Genomic DNA, 19,499 nt, shown 5'->3' with positions numbered 1-19,499 from the left:
ACTTATTAATTAGTTTGCAGCAAGATAATTGCGGATCAGCTGCATAAAAGGTGCGCCGTACTTGCTGAGCTTGGTAAATCCAACGCCCGACACTTTTAAAAACTCGCTATCGTTGGTTGGCATTAACTGCGCCATTTCTGCTAACGTTTTATCGTTAAACACCACGTAAGGAGGCACATCGTCAGCATCCGCGAGTTCTTTGCGTAAACTACGTAGTTTGGCAAACAGTTTTTTATCGTAGTTGAATTGGGCCAGCTTATCCTGATAAATGTGTTGTGCTTGTAAGCGCGGTTCAGCAAGTTGCAATGCATATTCGCCTTTTAAGACTGCTCTGGCTGCTTCAGTTAAGCGTAAACTCGCCCCTTGCGTGATGTCTTGGGTTAATAAACCATGGTGAATAAGCTGGCGCAGAACGCTGAGCCAAAACTCATTACTATGTTGTTTGCCAAGACCGTAGGTGCTTAAGTTGTGATGCTGGTTATCTCTAATGCGGCTTGTGTTTGCGCCTCTGAGTACATCAACAATGTAACCAATACCAAACCTTTGCTCAGCGCGGTACACACACGATAAAGCCTGTTGCGCAACGAGTGTGCCGTCAAAGCGCTTTGGAGGATTTAGACAAATATCACAGTTGCCGCAAGGCTCTCGCTGGTATTCGCTGAAGTAGTTGAGCAATATTTGTCGGCGACAGGTTTGTGCTTCTGCAAAGCTGGCCATGGCATTGAAGCGCTGCTCCTCTACGCGCCGTCTGTGCTCATCCTCAATGTCTTCAAAAAAGCGTTTTACACGACCAATATCGGCTGGGTCAAAATACATAATGGCCTCGGCAGCGAGTCCATCACGTCCAGCTCGGCCTGTTTCTTGATAATAGGCTTCGATGCTTTTAGGTATGTCGTAATGCAATACGAAACGTACGTTGGGCTTGTTAATTCCCATGCCAAAGGCGACGGTTGCAACAACAATATGAATATCATCCCTGGCGAATGCAGTTTGCACAAATTGACGTTGCTCGTTACTCATTCCCGCATGATATGCGGCCGCGTTAAAGCCTGCATCGGCCAACTTTTCAGCTATTTCGTCAACCCGTTTACGACTGGTGCAATAAACAATACCACTTTGTCCTTTTTGCGCTTTTAAATAACGCATGAGCTGAGATAGGGGTTTAAATTTTTCTTCGATGGTATAACGAATATTAGGCCTATCAAAACTGCCTGTATGAATATAGGGCTGAATTAATCCAAGCTGTTCAACAATGTCTTTACGTGTGGCGGTATCAGCTGTGGCAGTTAGCGCCATCATAGGGATGACTGGAAAGTGCTGTTTCAATTCACTCAGGCGGCAATAGTGTGGGCGAAAATCGTGGCCCCAATGAGACACACAATGAGCTTCGTCAATTGCAAAAAGGCTTATAGGCAAGTGTCTTAAGCGTTCTATGAATTCATATTGCAACACCTTTTCGGGGGCAACATATAGCAGTTTAATTTCATTGTGATGAAGTTGCTGATAAATGGCTTGCTGTTGCTCAAAGCTCAAACTGTTGTTAACAAACTCAGCCTTGATTTCTAAAGCTTGCAGCTGTGCAACTTGGTCTTGCATCAGTGAAATAAGCGGCGAAACAACAACGGTTATGCCCGGCAATGTCAGTGCAGGAATTTGATAGCATAGTGATTTTCCACCACCAGTAGGTAGCAAAACGAGTGCATCTTGACCATTCAGTGATGCTTCAATTACCGCTTGTTGACCATCACGAAATTCACTGTAACCAAAAATATCTTTGAGCACAGTGTGAGCGGTTGTGTGTTGAGAAGAGAGAGCAAGGTTTTCCATCGCTGGGCATTTTAGAGCTTTTTTATCCGCTTGTCTGTAACTTTTAATGCTTGCTAAAAGGTGTATTCCAGCTTAAATTTTGCTGGTCAGATGAGTTTGGGGTTATTATGGATAGAACGTTATTGATGAGTCAGGTTGGCAATATATTTGTTGAAAAAATGCCTTTTAATCGCTTTTTAGGGATTTCGATAGAATCCTTAGATAAAGAGCATGCGCGTATTCAATTGCCTTGGAAAGATGAATTGATAGGCAATCCAAGTCAGAAGATATTGCATGGTGGGGTGATCTCGGCGGTTTTAGATAATGTTGGTGGCCTGCTTGCTGCGGCGTCCATTATTGACAAGCTGGACGATGCAGAATTGCACAGTGTACCGAACAAACTCGCAACACTCGGCACAATAGATATTCGTACTGATTTTCTGCGACCAGGTAGAGGTGTGTATTTTATTGCCAGTGCTACGTTGATCCGTTCAGGAAATAAAGTCTGTGTTTGCCGTATGGAGCTGCATAATGAGCAAGATACCCAAATCGCATTTGGCACGGGCACCTATTTAGTCGGCTAATTATCAACAACAATTAATATAAAAATGGGTATAATGCCGCCTCTTTCAAAAATGAGGTGGTGTGGTGGACACAGCAAACGCAAAACAAGGCTATTTATTCGCAGCTCTTGCCTTTTTCATGTGGGGCTTAGCGCCTATTTATTTTAAATTAATTGATACCGTTCCTGCACTAGAGATTTTAGTACATCGCGTTATTTGGTCTGCATTATTTATTGCGCTCATTATTGCTGTTCTTAAACAATGGCATAAGGTGCAACATGTCATAAAAAAGCCTAAGTTATTGGCTTTGTTATGTATGAGTTCGACTCTTTTAGGATTCAATTGGGGGCTGTTTATTTGGGCCATAAACAACAATCATATGTTGGATGCAAGTTTAGGCTATTACATCAACCCGTTGCTCAACGTATTACTGGGCGTGATCTTTCTTGCTGAAAGATTAAGACGTTGGCAAAAAGTCGCCGTTGTTTTAGCTTTTGTTGGTGTGGCTATACAGGTGATTAGCTTTGGTTCATTCCCTGTGGTTGCATTTTCTTTGGCAATTTCGTTTGCTGTATATGGACTTATCAGAAAGAAAATTCCGGTCGAATCATTACCTGGTTTACTCCTTGAAGCGCTCATATTAACGCCTTTTGCGTTGATGTACTGGTATATGTGCGTCCCCAGCGCTTCGTCGGATTTAACGGCAAACAGCGCAATGATCAATATCTTGCTGGTAAGCGCAGGCGTAGTAACGACATTACCCTTATTATGCTTTACCGCAGCAGCGAAGCGTATTCCTTACTCTACACTTGGCTTGTTCCAGTACATCGGCCCAAGCTTAATGTTTATTTTGGCTGTGGTGTTTTATGGCGAGACTTTCTCTGCTGAGCGAATTGTGACTTTTGCTTGTATTTGGGGCGCATTAGCATTATTTAGTTGGGATTCGTTGCGAGCAGCTAAAAAACGTTCAAAACTGCGTGTAGAGCATTAATGCTCTACACGATTTCTACCATTATCTTTTGCTAGATACAGTTTGTCGTCTGCTAGTTTAAGTAGGGTGTCAATTTTTGGTTCACTCTTGGAGACAAAGCCAATTGAAATAGTAAATGGAATTTCATACTTAGTGAGTGAAGTACTCTGAGTATCAATATACTGCCGAAATGCTTCTAGTGCTTCTACACTTTGCTCAAGGGTCGTTTGATTAAAAAAGATCACAAACTCTTCTCCCCCAAAACGTGCGACAAGGTCATCGGCAAAGAATTGCGAAAATGATTTTGCCAGCGCGCGAATGACCTCATCTCCAGCATCATGCCCGTAGTTATCATTTATGCGTTTAAAGTGATCAATGTCAATCATCGCGATGTGACTGGCTTTGTGCTTTATCTGACGAATTTTTTGAGTACGTTGTGCTTGTTCAAAAAAGTAACGGCGATTGGGCAGTTTTGTGAGGTAATCGGTATTCGCTTGTCGTTTTATGGTCGCAATTTGCTCGAGCATATCCACGTTCAGACTGAGTCGACAGTAAAACTCTTCCGCATTAAATGGCTTACGAATATAGTCGTTGGCCCCACTTTTTAAAAAACGAGTTGATAAATGTGGTGCATTAGAGCCTGAGATACCAATGATCACTTTGTCTTCGTTTGAATAGCGTCTTCGGATCTCGGTACATAATTCGTCGCCATTCATACGTGGCATTTCATTATCGGCAATAATAACGGATATATCGGGATTGTTTGTTAAAACTTCCAGCCCTTCGACACCATCAGCTGCCTCAAGGGTTTGATACTTATGCCTAGCGAGTAAACTAGTGATATACATTCTCGCATGACGAGAGTCTTCAACAACAAGTACCTTAACATTTTCATTTCGGGGAAGACGTTGTAACTGCCTTTTAAGATATTGGTACGCCTGAGTGTTCTCTTTAGTGATGTAATCAATGATTGGGTACTTTTCGACAGTTTCTCTGGTTTTTTGGTCGATATTCCCAGTCATAACAATCGTTGGAATGTCCGCTTCAACCGTATAGGGGATCGCTTCCCCTTTTGGGGCGTCAGGCAAGATAAAGTCAACAACGGCACAAAAATACTGATTTGTTAGAAGTAGCTCTTTGGCGTGTGCAAGTGATGGCGCAATATCAACCTCATAATCACACGATTCAGCGATGTGTTTTTGAACCTTGGCGATGGCCGGTGTATCTTCAATGATTAAAATACGGCGAGTCAACGGAGTTTGCCTTAACAAAGTTGTGTCATTAAATAGTTGTAAACCGTTCTTGGTTAAAAAGCAATTTGAATAGCGAGAGAAGTCACATTAATATTTGTGAAATAAATAGTTACGGCAAAAAAGCTTAGGGAAAAGTAGGGAAGGTGCATAGAGGAATGCACCTTAAATATTTAGAGTTCGTCGTCAGCGCTACTGTATTGTATTTGAGAAGCGTCAGGTGCAATACGAGAGCGTCCAAACAGGGTGTGAAACTTGCTTTTGCAAGTTGTCAGCTTTAGGTATTTAGCCCATGCACGTTCAATTACATTGCTTGGTGGGAGTTGTCCTTCCATGACATTAACAAATTGAAGTTGAAAACTATTTTGTGGTTCGCAATCTTTGTTGTATAAGCTTTTTAATAATACACCGTGTTGCTCAAGAGCTTGAGCTTCAGCGAGGGTGAAATGACCGCTGCGGCTAAAACCTCTTGGAAAGTTGGCATCATCATAAAACGCGCGCGGGCTTACAAAAGCATTGCGTAAATTCGCTTGGTTCTGATCCATAACTCAATCCTCACATTGATATTGGGTGGAGTATGGATCAGGATTAGAGTTTTTTTAAACAAGTTTTTTTTATCGTAAGGAACAAAAGTGGACATAGATCTATTAAAAACTTTTGTCGAAGTAGTAAAGACCCGTCATTTTGGCCGCGCAGCTGAAAATTTATATATAACTCAATCAGCTGTCAGCTTTAGGATCCGCCAATTAGAGCAAAGCTTGGGGGTCAATTTATTTATCCGTCAGCGTAATAATATTCAGCTTACGGCTCCAGGCGAACGTTTACTCCCCCATGCTACGATGATTTTAACGGGTATGCAAAGAGCTAAAGTGGATGTTGCCTTAGCAAACAATATGCATAAACAACTGTCATTGTCGGGTACCCCTAATATTTGGGACGCCTTTTTGCAATTTGGAATTAACAATATTGTTGCGGCGATGCCTGGGGTATCGCTAGTCGCTGAAGTGAAAGCACAGCAGGAGAGTACAAGACTGTTACTAGAGCGTACACTTGATTTAGCGGTATTGTTTGACCCGCCTAAAGTGGATGAATTAGTGGTACAGCCAATTCGAGATCTGCCTATTATTCCTGTCAGTACTTTTGAATGTGAGGATGCATTGGCATTTTTTAATAATCAATATGTCTATGTTGATTGGGGTACGGCATTTTCACTTTGGCATGCAAAGCAGTTTTCAGGCAGCACACCACCTTATTTCAGAACAAGCACAGGTCGTATTGCACTCGATTTGATTATGCAGTGTGGCGGCAGTGCTTTTATTCCACAGGCACTTGCTCAAGATATGATAGAGCAAAAGAAACTATTTCATATTGATTGTGTTGATCAGGTTTCAAGAGAAATATTCATTGCCTATCACAAGGACAATGAACAAAAAGAGCAGATTGAAACGATAACTAGCTTGCTTACCTCTCTTGATTAGTTTCACTTTTATGAACAAAGCGTGACATGTTTTTGTTGTGGGTACTTTCATTAAGTATTTGTTTTTATTTTACTTAATGAATAAATGTCAAAATGATTTCAAAAATAAGTCAGTTTTTTTACCGTAATTGTTTGAGTGTAATATTTCTGTCACTTATCGCTGTCACACTGCGCATGTTTTGAATACTACGTGTTGCGATATTGAGGAAATACACATGAAACTGACTAAATCTGCTCTTTTGTTATCAATATTGAGTGCCCTGTCATTAAACGCCTATGCTGATGTGTCAGTGTATGGCAAAGCAAATGTATCACTACAATCAAGTGATGAAGGCGAAGGCTCTGCAACTGAGATCAAGAGCAATGCTTCTCGCTTTGGTTTTAAAGGTGGTGAAAAGCTAAATGACGGCTTGGAAGTTATTTACAAGTTAGAGTTTCAGGTGGATTTATCGGATGCCGATTCTAAAAATGGCAAAGATAACATTACGGCACGTAACCAATATGTTGGTTTGAAAGGTAGTTTTGGTGAGGTGGTTATTGGCCGAAATGACACGGCTTTCAAACAATCTCAGGGTAAGTTGGATTTGTTCAATGACCTTGAAGGCGATATCAAGAATTTATTCAAAGGTGAAAACCGTTTAGGTGACTCGATTTCATACAAATCGGCAAGCTTTAATGGCTTTAAGTTTTTGGGTACCTTTATTGCCGAAGATAGCAAAGACGGCAAAAATGGTTATTCAACAGCGCTTACCTATGGCGACAGCAAACTTAAAGACAGCGCATTGTATGCTTCTGTAGCGGTTGACAGTGAAGTGAATGGTCGTGACGCGGTACGCTTTGCTGTGCAGGGCAAAGTAGCTGATTTTAAATTGGGCGCTATGTACCAAACGCAAGAAAAAGTAGATGGCTCTGAGGAAGCGGATGGCTACATGCTAAATGCAGCCTATAGCTTTGGTGCAAATACGCTTAAAGCACAATACCAAGTACTAGACTTTGACCAAGGTGATAAGCTGGACGGCGTTTCTGTCGGGATTGATCATAAGCTAAACAAAGCAACTAAATTATACGCATTCTATTCAACGTTTGACGGTGACAGTCAAGAAGAGCGTGACTATTTTGGTATTGGTATGGAATATAAGTTCTAATCAACGAACTTATTCGAATGCGAAAAAGGCTCAACGTTTGTTGAGCCTTTTTGCGTTTTACGCTTGACCGGTTAAGCGCAAGTATTTTTCGGCCAAGGTATCCAAGTCTTCCTTATGATTAGGGTCGGGCTTGATACAATCAATCGGGCACACACTGACACAGGTAGGTGTGTCATAGTGGCCAACGCATTCGGTACATTTATTTGGGTCGATTTCATAAATCTTGTCACCAAAATAAATGGCCTGATTTGGACACTCCGGATCGCACATATCACAATTGATACACTTGCTGTTGATCATCAAAGCCATGACTAAGCCTTTTTGAATGGGTTACGCGTATCTTGGTGGTTATCTAAATTACGCATTAAGATTGCGTGGTCTAAATTGATATCCTCGGGCAGTGGTATTTTCACTATGTGGCCTGAGCCTTTTGCATCATCGATACGCTCGCCTTTTTTATTCTCCATGTGTTCAAGGTTAAAGGCGATATTGCCCTGTGGCGTCATGAGTTCCAAGCTGTGACCCGTGCAGAACTTGTTTTTTACATCAATTTCCACAAGGCCATTGTCAAGGTGGCCAAGTACTTCACCAACAAACTGCTGTTTATCAGATACCGAGTGCCCATATTCGTAGTTTTGGTAATCTTGATGTGCGTGACGCTTTAAGAAGCCTTCGGTGTAACCTCGATGTGCAAGGTTTTCAAGCGTGTGCATTAAGTTTGCGTCAAATGGCTTACCTGCCACAGCGTCGTCAATGGCTTTACGGTATACCTGAGCGGTACGCGCTACATAATAGAATGACTTAGTACGGCCTTCAATTTTTAAGCTATGTACGCCCATTTTAGTGAGCTGATCAACGTACTGTACCGCGCGCAAATCTTTTGAGTTCATGATGTAAGTGCCATGTTCATCTTCAAACGCTGGCATGTATTCCCCTGGGCGACCTTGCTCTTCAAGCATAAATACTTCAGATGTAGGCTGCCCTTCGCCCAAGGTTGGGATCACCGATTTAGGATCGATTTTATGCACCACATCGCCCGTTTCGGTTTCTTTGCCCGGTTTGACGTCATATTCCCAACGGCAGGCATTCGTGCAGGTCCCTTGGTTTGGATCGCGTTTATTAATGTAACCAGACAATAGGCAACGGCCAGAATACGCCATGCAAAGAGCACCGTGCACAAACACTTCTAACTCTGTTTGTGGGCATAGTTCACGAATTTCAGCGATTTCTTCAAGTGAAAGCTCGCGGGACAAAATAACACGTTCGATACCTTGCTTGGCCCAAAACTGCACGCTGGCATAGTTCACCGCGTTTGCTTGCACTGATAAATGAATGGGCATATCTGGCCATTTGTCACGTACCAGCATGATTAAACCAGGATCAGACATGATCAGCGCATCGGGTTTCATAGCGATAACAGGCTCAATATCGCGTAAGTAAGTTTTCACTTTACTGTTGTGAGGCGCGATATTGGATACCACATAGAGCTTTTTGTTCTGTTGGTGGGCTTCATTAATACCCAGTGCTAAGTTGTCTAAATCAAACTCATTATTACGAACACGTAAGCTGTAACGTGGTTGACCGGCGTAAACGGCGTCAGCGCCATACGCAAAAGCGTAACGCATATTTTTTAAACTACCCGCAGGTGAAAGGAGTTCTGGTACAAACATGATAAAAACCTCATACATCGAACTGGGTGCAAGCCAGCTGTTGGGGTCAAAATTGACTCGAAATAAAAAAGTGGCGCAGTATAAATGATGGCTGAGTGATGAGTTTTGATTTAGATCATGATTTATTTTACCAAGAAGGATGTTTGCTTGCGCATAAACCAAACCACATAACAGGTAAATGTAGTAGGTTTTTGCGTCTAAAACGCGTATAATTCGCGCCCGTTAATAATCACAACTTTTTTGGAGCAAAAAAGATGGCTTTAGAGCGTACTTTTTCAATCATCAAGCCTGATGCGGTAGCTAAAAACCACATCGGTGCAATCTACAACCGTTTCGAATCAGCTGGTCTTAAGATCGTTGCTTCTAAAATGGTTCACCTTTCTCAAGAGAAAGCTGAAGGTTTCTACGCAGAGCACAAAGAGCGTCCTTTCTTTGGTGCACTAGTTTCTTTCATGACTTCTGGCCCAGTGATGGTTCAAGTTCTTGAAGGTGAAGATGCAGTTCGTAAGAACCGTGAAATCATGGGTGCTACTAACCCTGCTGAAGCACTAGCTGGTACTTTACGTGCTGACTATGCAGACAGCATCGACGAAAACGCGGTACACGGTTCAGACGCACCTGAGTCAGCTGCTCGCGAAATCGCTTACTTCTTCGCTGAAGAAGAACTTTGCCCACGTACTCGTTAATTTCGAGTTTCTGAGCAAATGAAAGAAGGGCTTTCGAGCCCTTTTTTCGTCCCAGTTGCTTTTTCATAAAATATGATATGGCAAATGTTTCGCTAAATACTCATGGTTTTGAGCATTTAGCAAAGCAATTCGCTAAGATTGTTATTGTTGCATGTTTTTTGTACAATGTGCGGCTGCTTAATTAATGTTATACCGTCACTTGAATTGAGGTTGTTTCATGGCCACTACTGAAAAAAAGATTAACTTACTTGATTTAAACCGCGAGGGCATGCGTGAGCTATTTGCCACTTTCGGTGAGAAGCCATTTCGTGCCGATCAAGTAATGAAATGGATCTACCATTTTGGTGTGGATGACTTTGAACAAATGAGCAACATCAATAAGAAGTTAAAAGCCAAACTGACTGCCGAGTGTGAGATCAGAGCGCCAGAAATTTCAGTTAAACAAGTCGCAAGTGATGGCACAATCAAATATGCCTTGTTGCTTGACGGTGGCCAAGAAGTCGAGACCGTTTGGATCCCAGAAAAAGAGCGCGCAACCTTGTGTGTGTCTTCTCAAGTGGGCTGTGCGTTGGAATGTACTTTTTGTTCAACAGCCCAACAGGGCTTTAACCGTAACTTGAAGGTCTCAGAGATCATCGGCCAGGTTTGGCGTGTTGCGAAAGACATTGGACTTCACGACGGCGACAGCACCAAGCGTCCGATCACCAACGTGGTGATGATGGGCATGGGGGAGCCGTTGCTTAACATTAATAATGTTGTGCCAGCGATGGAATTAATGATGGACGATTGGGCGTTTGGCTTGTCTAAACGTCGCGTTACATTGAGCACATCAGGTGTCGTGCCCGCGCTTGATATTCTGAAAGAAAAGATTGATGTTGCTTTAGCTATTTCACTTCACGCGCCGAATAACGAGCTACGTGATGTGTTGGTGCCAATCAACAAAAAGTATCCAATTGAAGAGTTTTTGGCGGCATGTCGTCGTTATATCGATGGTTCTAAAGCTAACAAAGACGTCACTATCGAGTACGTGATGCTGCAAGGCGTGAACGACAGCACAGATCATGCTCACGAGCTGGTTAAAGTGCTAAAAGGTACACCGTCTAAAATTAACTTGATCCCATTTAACCCGTTCCCGGGTAATGAATATGGTCGTTCAAGTAACAGCCGTATTGACCGTTTTTCTAAAGTGCTACAAGCCGCGGGCTTAACGTGTATCGTACGTCGTACGCGTGGTGATGATATTGACGCAGCATGTGGTCAGTTGGTGGGTGACGTAGTGGATAGAACGAAACGTTTAGCCAAAAAACAACAGCGCGACGAGAATGCGATTGCTGTTAATGTGCAAACAGGCTAATACTTCAGTTAAAAAGCCGTCCTTATGATAAAAAAGAGATGAATTGTAAGGACTTTTAGGTAGTATAAGAGCTCAGCGTAATAACAGGATAGGTGGTGCATGCGTTCTTGGTTGAGTGTACTTTTGGGAGTAAGCCTGCTGTCAGGCTGTGTAACGCAAACGAGTTCAGTCACTCGTAACAAGCCCAGTGTACGAAGCGAAGTAAACAATCAAGAAGCGGCCAAAACCCGTATTACACTTGCTTTGCAGTACCTTAGAGTGGGCAATAATAGCCAAGCTAAGTTTAATCTTGAGAAAGCCTTACAACTTGCACCAGACCTACCGCAAGGGCACTATTCATTGGCTTATTATTATGAGCAAGTAGGCGAAACGCAGCGCGCCGATAAAGCTTATCAAAAAGCACTGAGTTTAGAGCCCAATGATCCAAATACACTCAACAACTACGGTGCGTTTTTATGTCGCATTGGTCAGTATGATGTAGCAAGTGAGCAGTTTTTCAAAGCGATAAATGTGCCAAGCTACCTGCGTGTTTCAAGTAGTTATGAAAACTTGGCGCTATGTGCCATTAAGCAAGACAATTTTAGCCAAGCGCAAGACTATCTCAACAGCGCGATTGCGCATGACGGCCGCAGCCAATCTGCGTTGATCAGCTTGGCTGCTCTGTTCTACGCTAAAAGTGATTTACATCAAGCTTTGGGGGTATTAAAAAATTATGCCGACAAAGGCTTTATTTCGGCACGAAGTTTATTACTAGAGCATTTGTTGCACGCAAGTATGGGACATCTGCAAAAGGCTCAAAAGTTAGCTGATTTACTCATTCAAACTTACCCTGATTCATATCAAGCACAAGTGCTGATAGCCAACACGCTCGAGAAAAGTGAATTTGTGCGTTTAAAAGAGCAATACCGAGTAGCTCAACTTAAAAAAATCACACAAAAGTCGCCAGCGCATATGAGTATGCAACCGCAAATTAAAATTAAGCGTAAGACGCCCAGTGACGTGACTCAGCCAAGCAAATTGGATAAAGGTGTGAATAGCGCGAGTGTTTCTTTAAAACCGCAGCCTCAGTTCACAGCGGATTCAGATAAAGCGACTAACATAGCGCAGCAACAAGCCAGCACTGTATTGCAAGAAAAACCAACTGAAACAGCGTTGACATCTAACTCGTCTGGACAAGTCCGTTTTTACGAGCCAGATCCGAGTGAAGTGCGTTTTAAACCAAACTCAGGCGTATTAGTTCAACAGCCGCAAGTGCAGCGCAATGTATCATTACATTCTTTACCTCTTTTAAATGAGGATGTGCGAACGCCGAAAGTGCCATATCATGTGCTCGAATTTGGTGAAAACTTATTTAGTTTGTCGGTAAAATACGACATAAAGCTCGCTAAATTGCTGCAATGGAATAATTTAAAGGAATCCGATAAAGTGGTTGCAGGACAAAAGATTTACTTGAATAATCCCGCAATCACCCATGCGATACAAGCTGGCGATACTTTACTCAAAATTGCGACTCAGCATGGATTGTTGATCGATGACTTAATGCGATGGAATAAGTTAACGCCCGACGTGGCCTTACGAGAAGGTCATGGCATATTGATAGTGGACCCTGATAGTTACGTCTTATGAAACCAGAAAATATAGAAATGGAAGAACAGGCACTTAGCCTCGGACAATCATTACATGCGGCCAGAAGTGCGGCCGGATTGAGCATTGAGGATATTTCTGCGCGATTAAAATTAACAGAGTCTCAGATAGTTAAACTAGAACAAGATGATTATCTCGATCTTGGCCCCATTACATTTGTGCGAGGCTATGTTAGAGCGTATAGCCAGCTGCTGGGCTTAGATGTTGAGCAGATGCTGTCTTTAGTGTCATCGCCAAGCGCGGCTGAGTCGACCAAGAAGATGCAAAGCTTTTCAAGGCGCACTGAAAAAGAAGCCAGCGATAATCGTCTTATGATCATCAGCTATTTAATTTTAGCGTTGGTGATAGGCTCGTCTGGTCTCTGGTGGTGGCAAACCAGTACTGAGACCGTGGTTCAACCCCAACCGACGCCGTCCAGCACTTTAAGCAACTCAGCCCAGTCTACAGAAAGTAGCGCGGAGAAAGGGGAGAAGCATGTTGATGATGAAACAAATGAACAAGTATCAGAACCTGAACAAGCAGATAACGCTGTTACAGCAGACAGTGTAGATGCGACAACATCAACTCTGACAACAGAGCAAACGCCAGAGACGCCAGCGTTGGAGACGCAACAAGCCGAACAGGTTGTGGCAACTCAGACTATTGAGCAGTCAAACGTGTCAGTGGCAGCGCCAAAAACACAAGAAAATGGTGACTTAAACACCGTGATTATGCGTTTTAGTGATGATAGCTGGGTCGAGATTTTTGACGCGACTGAAGAGCGCATAGCCTTTGGCATTAAAAAAGCGGGCTATATCATGACCGTGCAAGGCAAAGCACCTTTTTCGGTGGTACTTGGCAAGCATCAAGTGGTTGAGGTGGAACTTGATGGCCAGTTGATAGACTTATCAGCACTACCTCGTAATCGTTTAGCAAAATTTAAATTACCGTTAGCAGAGTAACCGTCTATGTTTTCAGAATCACCCATTAAGCGCAGAAAATCAACACGCATATACGTGGGCAATGTGCCTATTGGTGATGGTGCGCCTATCGCTGTGCAGTCGATGACGAATACCAATACTATGGATGTGGATGCCACTGTTGCCCAGATAAGAGCCATCCAAAATGCTGGGGCAGACATTGTACGTGTCTCAGTACCAACCATGGATGCTGCAGAAGCCTTCAAGAGCATAAAAGAGCAAGTGGATATCCCATTGGTTACCGATATCCATTTTGATTATCGAATTGCGCTAAAAGTGGCTGAATATGGCGCCGATTGTTTACGTATCAATCCGGGTAATATTGGCTCTGAAGATCGCATTCGCGCCGTGGTTGATGCTGCGGCTGAGCGTAATATTCCTATCCGTATTGGCGTTAACGGCGGCTCTTTAGAACGCGATTTACAAGAAAAATATGGTGAGCCAACACCAGAAGCCCTTTTAGAATCTGCGATGCGTCATGTAGAGATATTGCAGCGCTTAAACTTCGACCAGTTCAAAGTGTCGGTTAAAGCATCTGACGTATTTTTAGCAGTGGGCGCTTATCGTTTATTGGCCAAAGAAATTGACCAGCCTTTACATTTGGGGATCACGGAAGCGGGTGGTTTTCGCTCTGGTTCGGTTAAATCTGCCGTTGGTCTGGGTATGTTATTGGCCGAGGGGATCGGGGATACGCTACGTGTGTCGTTAGCGGCTGATCCGGTGCAAGAGATCAAAGTTGGTTTTGATATTTTAAAGTCACTGAGAATACGTTCTCGTGGCATTAACTTTATTGCTTGCCCAAGTTGTTCTCGCCAAGAGTTCGATGTTGTGAATACAATGAATCAACTTGAAGAGCGTTTGGAAGACATTACCACGCCTATTTCTGTATCAGTGATTGGTTGTGTTGTTAATGGTCCAGGTGAGGCTTTGGTGAGCGATATTGGTTTAGCAGGGGCTAACCGCCGTTCAGGTCTTTATATTAATGGTGAACGCCAAAAATTGAGAATTGATAACGACAACATCGTTGCACAGTTAGAAGAACAAGTGCGCGACTTTGTTGCTAAAAAAGAGCAGCAAGGCGAAATCGATATCAAGATTGTAGAGTAATCCAAGACTTATATTTTTTAGAACCTCAGTGCATCTTGCCATGTTGGCCATTAGGTCGCATTTTTAGCCGGTTTGGGTATAATGAGCGATTAATTTTTAGGTTAGTCGGGCTCATTGCGGCGATTGCATTGATAATAAACAGATTTATTTAGGAATTTCAGTGGCAAAACAAATTCAAGCAGTTCGTGGTATGAACGACTGTCTGCCGGGTACAACGCAAATTTGGCAGAAAGTAGAAGACACTTTAAGAAAAACCGTTGCATCTTATGGCTACCAAGAGATCCGCTTTCCTATTGTAGAGTCAACAGACTTGTTCAAGCGTTCGATTGGTGAAGTAACCGATATCGTAGAAAAAGAGATGTACACCTTTGAAGATCGTAGTGGTGATAGCTTAACGCTACGTCCTGAAGGGACTGCGGTATGTGTGCGTGCGGGTAACCAAGCTGGATTACTGTACAATCAGGAACAGCGTTTATGGTATATGGGTCCAATGTTCCGCCACGAACGTCCGCAAAAAGGCCGTTATCGTCAATTCCACCAGTTTGGTGTTGAAACGTTTGGGATGGCAACGGCGGACATTGATGCCGAAGTTATTTTGATGACAGCGCGTTTATGGAAAGAGTTTGGTATTAGTCAATACGTGACATTAGAGCTGAATTCTTTAGGCTCCAATGAAGCGAGAGCTACTTACCGAGATGCGCTTGTGGCATTCTTAGAGCAACATGTTGATAGCCTTGATGAAGACAGCAAGCGCCGTATGCACAGTAATCCACTACGTGTGCTTGATAGCAAAAATGCGGATGTGCAGGCACTATTAGCTGACGCACCTAAGTTATCTGAATACTTAGACGAAGAGTCACAGGCACATTTTAAAAATTTATGTGAACGTTTAGATGCGGCAGGCGTCGAATACCAAGTTAATCACAAGCTGGTTCGCGGCTTAGATTACTATAACCGTACCGTATTTGAATGGGTAACAGATAGTCTCGGCGCACAAGGTACAGTTTGTGCGGGTGGCCGTTACGATGGACTCGTTGAGCAATTAGGCGGTAAAGCAACCCCTGCAGTGGGCTTTGCGATGGGTCTAGAGCGTTTAGTGCTCATGCTTCAAGAACTTGAATGCGTAGGTGATATCCGCCGTAATGCGGATGTATATGTTGCAGCAATGGGAGATAAAGCGAGTATTCAAGCGCCTGTTATTGCTGAACAGCTACGCAATGATGTGACTGGACTACGCGTGATGGTTCACGCCGGTGGCGGTAATTTTAAGAAACAACTAAAGCGCGCAGATAAAAGCGATGCCTTGGTGGCGTTGATCTTAGGTGAAGATGAGCTAGCCGAAGGTAAAGTAACAGTGAAATATCTGCGAGAACAAAAAGAACAGATCACAGTGTCGTTGGATGAGGTTAAAACTCTATTACAAGCGCTGGTAGCATAAGAGGTTAGAATGGAAATTTACTCAACAGAAGAACAACAAGCCGAAGCAATAAAACGATTTTTTCGTGAAAATGGCGTGTCTTTAGCGTTGGGCATCGTGATTGGTCTTGGTGGTTTGTATGGCTGGAAAGCGTACAACCAACATCAAATCGACACAGCAGAAGCCGCATCTGAAGCTTACAACAAGTTTGTAGAAAGTGATGATGTTGTTGCCGCAAGCGAAAGCTTCGTAAAAGAGAATGCAGATTCTAACTATGCGGTGTTAGCTGCATTTGTTGCTGCAAAAGAAGCGGCTGACAAGCAGCAGCTTGATGTTGCAGCACAAAAACTACAATGGGCTGCTGATAACGTAAAAAGTGAAGAGTTAAAAGCAACGGCTTTAATTCGCCTTGCTCGTGTTCAACTTGCGCAAGCGCAATTTGATACGGCTGTTGCAACGTTAAACAAACCAATGCCAGAGAGTTTTAAAGCACAAGTTGCCGAAATCAAAGGCGATGTGTTCTTAGCGAAAGGTGATAAAGCACAAGCGAAAGTACAGTACCAAGCTGCTTTGGATGCGTCTAAAGATGGTGCGAACAACCTGCTAAAGATTAAGTTAGACGATTTAGCTACAGCGCAACCTGCAGCCTAGGAGTCGTCATGAGAAAGCTTAGTATGGCCACCTTGGCGCTATGTATGGCGTCGTTGTTGGGATGTTCATCGAGTGATGAAGAAGAGTTGGTGTTACCTGAAATTAATAACCAATTCGAAACACAGGTTGTTTGGCAAGAGTCGGTCGGCAGTGGTGTTGAGCACTATTTTTCTCGATTAAGTCCAACGGTATACAAAGACACTGTTTTCGTTGCAGAACGATATGGTGTGGTTAAAGCGCTGAACTTGGAGACGGGCAAAACGCTGTGGGAGACTGACACTCGTAAAGACCCTGCTTTTTGGCCTTGGGAAGATAACGATAGTGCTAAGCTTTCGGGCGGTATCTTGCAGGCTTACGGCAATATTTATATTGGTTCTGAGCATGGTGAAGTCATTGCCTTAAACAGAGATTCGGGCGAGATAGTCTGGCGTAAAAATGTACCGGGTGAAGCGCTGTCATCACCTGCAGCAGGTGACGGTTTAGTGTATGTGAACCTAGGCTCTGGTAAACTGTTGGCCCTGCATCCTGACACGGGTGAAGAACGTTGGCGCCATGAGCAGGAAGTGCCAGCACTGACACTTCGCGGACTTAGCTCACCGACAGCAGGCAATGGCGGGGTATTATTTGGCGAGGAAAGTGGCAAGCTTTCAGTATTAATTGCTGAAAATGGCTATACCGCTTGGAGTGCCGATGTATCACTTGCAGAGGGTGCTTCTGAGTTTGAACGTTTGGTTGATGTTGATACGCAACCGGTTGTGAGTGGCTCACTTGCTTATGCAATCGGCTATAATGGTAACTTAGTTGCTGTTGATGTGCGTAGTGGCAATGTTGTATGGAAACGTGAATACAGCAGCTACCGTGATTTAACCATTGAGTTAAATGTTATCTATTTGGTTGACAGTGAAGGCGTGATTTACGCTTTAGATAAAGATTCAGGTATTGAACGTTGGAGCCAACCTGCACTGAGAGGATGGTATTTAACGGCACCTGCAGTCGCGGGTAATTATCTCGCAGTTGGCGATCAAGAAGGTAACTTACATTGGTTGGATAAACAAACGGGTCAACTCGTTGCGAGAGAATCGTTTGATAGCTCAGGCTTTTTTGTTCAACCAATCACGGCTGACGACAAGCTGATTTTATACACCCGTGATGGTGAAGTGAGCGCAGTAAAAATTCCATAACACTTAATGTAAGTTAAGTATGTTAAGGCTTCGCATTGCGAAGCCTTTTGTTGTTTATTAAAGAGGTAGTCTATGCTTCCGGTGATCGCTCTTGTTGGGCGACCTAATGTGGGCAAATCCACACTGTTTAACCGCTTAACGCGTACTCGAGATGCTCTTGTGGCTGATTTTCCAGGTCTGACACGTGACCGCAAATATGGCCAAGCCAACTATGATGGCTACGAGTTTATTGTGGTTGATACAGGCGGTATCGATGGTTCTGAAGAAGGCATTGAAACAGAAATGGCTGAACAATCGCTATTGGCGATTGAGGAAGCCGATATTGTCTTGTTTCTAGTCGATGCAAGAGCCGGCATGAATGCGGCTGACCAAGCAATTGCGCAGCACTTGCGTAAGCAACAAAAGAAATGTTTTGTGGTTGCAAACAAAACGGATGGTATTGATGCTGACTCTAGCTGCGCTGAGTTTTATCAACTCGCTTTGGGTGAGGTACACCAAATCGCGGCTGCACATGGCCGAGGTGTAACTCAATTACTTGATTTAACACTTCAACCAGTGATCGCTGAGCTGGCAGAGCAAGATGATGATATTGCGCTAGACGACAGCGAGATAGCGGATCTATACCTCGAAGGTGAAGACGCTGAAGATGGCAAAACAGGCTTTGAAGATAAGCCAATTAAACTTGCTATCATTGGTCGCCCAAATGTAGGTAAATCTACGCTGACTAACCGTATTTTGGGTGAAGAGCGCGTGATTGTGTACGATATGCCGGGTACCACGCGTGACTCAATCTACATTCCTATGACTCGTAATGAGCGTGAGTATGTTCTTATTGATACTGCGGGTGTACGTAAGCGTAAAAAAGTCAGTGATGTAGTTGAAAAATTCTCAGTGATCAAAACCCTCAAAGCGATAGAAGATGCCAACGTAGTATTGCTGGTTGTAGATGCAAGAGAGGGCATCTCTGATCAGGATTTAAGCCTACTTGGTTTTGCATTAAACTCTGGACGTTCGCTGGTGATTGCGGTGAACAAATGGGATGGGCTTGATGATTACGTGAAAGAGCGTATTAAGTCAGAACTTGACCGTCGTCTTGGTTTCATTGATTTTGCGCGTTTGCATTTTATCTCAGCACTGCACGGTACGGGCGTTGGCCACCTGTTTGAATCGGTTGACGAAGCTTATGAGTCGGCAACTAAGCGTATTAGTACAGCAATGCTGCGTAGAATTATGGATATGGCGCAAGCTGACCATCAACCACCATTGGTACGAGGTCGTCGCGTTAAGCTTAAATATGCGCACGCTGGTGGTTACAATCCGCCTAGGATCGTTATTCACGGTAACCAAGTGCATGATTTACCTGACAGCTACAAACGCTATTTGATGAATTACTACCGTAAAGCATTGAATATCATGGGGACACCAATCAAGATTGAGTTCCGTGAAGGGGACAACCCATACGCTGGTCGCAGCAATAAAATGACTTTATCGCAAAAGCGCAAATTAAGGGCATTTACTAAAGAAAATCGCAACAAGTCGTAGCGATAACCTTTATGCAAATTGATAAAAGGCGGCACTTTACAGTGCCGTTTTTTATGCTTTTCTACCTAGTGCATCTC

At 43.4% G+C, this 19,499-nt stretch carries 18 protein-coding genes; 13 read left to right on the top strand and 5 right to left on the bottom strand.

What is annotated here, in order from left to right:
- Nucleotides 1–9: 9 nt before the first annotated feature.
- The gene (recQ, locus tag AC5FX4_RS17115; RefSeq protein WP_493607528.1) at nt 10–1,827 is read right to left on the bottom strand and encodes a DNA helicase RecQ; all 1,818 of its coding nucleotides are present in this window, start codon (nt 1,825–1,827) and stop codon (nt 10–12) included.
- 107 nt (nt 1,828–1,934) lie between these two features.
- Here recQ and AC5FX4_RS17110 point away from each other — a divergent pair, with 107 nt between their 5' ends.
- Both AC5FX4_RS17110 and rarD read left to right on the top strand, forming a co-directional pair.
- Entirely contained in the window at nt 1,935–2,390 is a 456-nt protein-coding gene (locus tag AC5FX4_RS17110) for a thioesterase family protein (RefSeq protein ID WP_493607527.1), read from the top strand.
- A 61-nt stretch (nt 2,391–2,451) separates the two neighbouring features.
- Complete coding sequence (rarD, locus tag AC5FX4_RS17105; protein ID WP_493607526.1) at nt 2,452–3,360, top strand: EamA family transporter RarD; 909 nt, start codon at nt 2,452–2,454, stop codon at nt 3,358–3,360.
- On the opposite strand, the gene AC5FX4_RS17100 is transcribed toward rarD, so the two are convergent.
- Nucleotides 3,357–4,592, bottom strand: coding sequence for a GGDEF domain-containing response regulator (locus AC5FX4_RS17100; RefSeq protein WP_493607843.1), 1,236 nt, complete (start codon nt 4,590–4,592; stop codon nt 3,357–3,359). The genes rarD and AC5FX4_RS17100 overlap by 4 nt on opposite strands.
- A gap of 170 nt (nt 4,593–4,762) precedes the next feature.
- Nucleotides 4,763–5,134, bottom strand: a complete 372-nt coding sequence (locus AC5FX4_RS17095; RefSeq protein ID WP_493607525.1) for a MaoP family protein — start codon at nt 5,132–5,134, stop codon at nt 4,763–4,765.
- An 87-nt stretch (nt 5,135–5,221) separates the two neighbouring features.
- Here AC5FX4_RS17095 and AC5FX4_RS17090 point away from each other — a divergent pair, with 87 nt between their 5' ends.
- Nucleotides 5,222–6,067 carry a LysR family transcriptional regulator gene (locus tag AC5FX4_RS17090; protein WP_493607524.1) on the top strand — a complete coding sequence of 282 codons (846 nt, stop codon included), beginning with the start codon at nt 5,222–5,224 and terminating at the stop codon, nt 6,065–6,067.
- 214 nt (nt 6,068–6,281) lie between these two features.
- Nucleotides 6,282–7,211 carry a porin gene (locus AC5FX4_RS17085; protein ID WP_493607523.1) on the top strand — a complete coding sequence of 310 codons (930 nt, stop codon included), beginning with the start codon at nt 6,282–6,284 and terminating at the stop codon, nt 7,209–7,211.
- Nucleotides 7,212–7,268: 57 nt separating this feature from the next.
- On the opposite strand, the gene AC5FX4_RS17080 is transcribed toward AC5FX4_RS17085, so the two are convergent.
- On the bottom strand, nt 7,269–7,520 hold the full coding sequence (locus AC5FX4_RS17080) for a YfhL family 4Fe-4S dicluster ferredoxin (RefSeq protein WP_493607522.1): 252 nt from the start codon (nt 7,518–7,520) through the stop codon (nt 7,269–7,271).
- Between the two features lie 2 nt (nt 7,521–7,522).
- Entirely contained in the window at nt 7,523–8,881 is a 1,359-nt protein-coding gene (gene trhP, locus AC5FX4_RS17075) for a prephenate-dependent tRNA uridine(34) hydroxylase TrhP (RefSeq protein ID WP_493607521.1), read from the bottom strand.
- Nucleotides 8,882–9,135: 254 nt separating this feature from the next.
- Between trhP and ndk the strand changes: the two genes are divergently transcribed.
- The 9 genes from ndk (at nt 9,136) to der (ending at nt 19,422) form a co-directional block, all read left to right on the top strand.
- On the top strand, nt 9,136–9,567 hold the full coding sequence (gene ndk / locus AC5FX4_RS17070; protein ID WP_476290479.1) for a nucleoside-diphosphate kinase: 432 nt from the start codon (nt 9,136–9,138) through the stop codon (nt 9,565–9,567).
- Between the two features lie 217 nt (nt 9,568–9,784).
- Nucleotides 9,785–10,921 (top strand): dual-specificity RNA methyltransferase RlmN, encoded by a 1,137-nt coding sequence (gene rlmN, locus AC5FX4_RS17065; protein WP_493607520.1) that lies wholly within the window; start codon nt 9,785–9,787, stop codon nt 10,919–10,921.
- A 99-nt stretch (nt 10,922–11,020) separates the two neighbouring features.
- Complete coding sequence (pilW, locus tag AC5FX4_RS17060) at nt 11,021–12,547, top strand: type IV pilus biogenesis/stability protein PilW (protein WP_493607519.1); 1,527 nt, start codon at nt 11,021–11,023, stop codon at nt 12,545–12,547.
- Nucleotides 12,544–13,506: a RodZ domain-containing protein gene (locus AC5FX4_RS17055; protein WP_493607518.1), complete on the top strand. Its 963-nt coding sequence runs from the start codon at nt 12,544–12,546 to the stop codon at nt 13,504–13,506. The genes pilW and AC5FX4_RS17055 overlap by 4 nt, the downstream gene beginning before the upstream one ends.
- A gap of 6 nt (nt 13,507–13,512) precedes the next feature.
- Complete coding sequence (gene ispG, locus AC5FX4_RS17050; protein ID WP_493607517.1) at nt 13,513–14,631, top strand: flavodoxin-dependent (E)-4-hydroxy-3-methylbut-2-enyl-diphosphate synthase; 1,119 nt, start codon at nt 13,513–13,515, stop codon at nt 14,629–14,631.
- 160 nt (nt 14,632–14,791) lie between these two features.
- Complete coding sequence (gene hisS / locus AC5FX4_RS17045) at nt 14,792–16,069, top strand: histidine--tRNA ligase (RefSeq protein ID WP_493607516.1); 1,278 nt, start codon at nt 14,792–14,794, stop codon at nt 16,067–16,069.
- A gap of 9 nt (nt 16,070–16,078) precedes the next feature.
- Nucleotides 16,079–16,699, top strand: coding sequence for a YfgM family protein (locus AC5FX4_RS17040; protein WP_493607515.1), 621 nt, complete (start codon nt 16,079–16,081; stop codon nt 16,697–16,699).
- Nucleotides 16,700–16,707: 8 nt separating this feature from the next.
- Nucleotides 16,708–17,880 (top strand): outer membrane protein assembly factor BamB, encoded by a 1,173-nt coding sequence (gene bamB / locus AC5FX4_RS17035; protein ID WP_493607514.1) that lies wholly within the window; start codon nt 16,708–16,710, stop codon nt 17,878–17,880.
- A gap of 72 nt (nt 17,881–17,952) precedes the next feature.
- Nucleotides 17,953–19,422, top strand: a complete 1,470-nt coding sequence (gene der / locus AC5FX4_RS17030) for a ribosome biogenesis GTPase Der (protein ID WP_493607513.1) — start codon at nt 17,953–17,955, stop codon at nt 19,420–19,422.
- The last annotated feature ends 77 nt before the right edge of the window (nt 19,423–19,499 follow it).

The sequence above is a fragment of the Pseudoalteromonas sp. ATL1 genome (genome assembly GCF_058933015.1).
The sequence above is the reverse complement of the archived record's forward strand: the minus strand, read 5'-3'. Positions and strand labels throughout refer to the sequence as shown.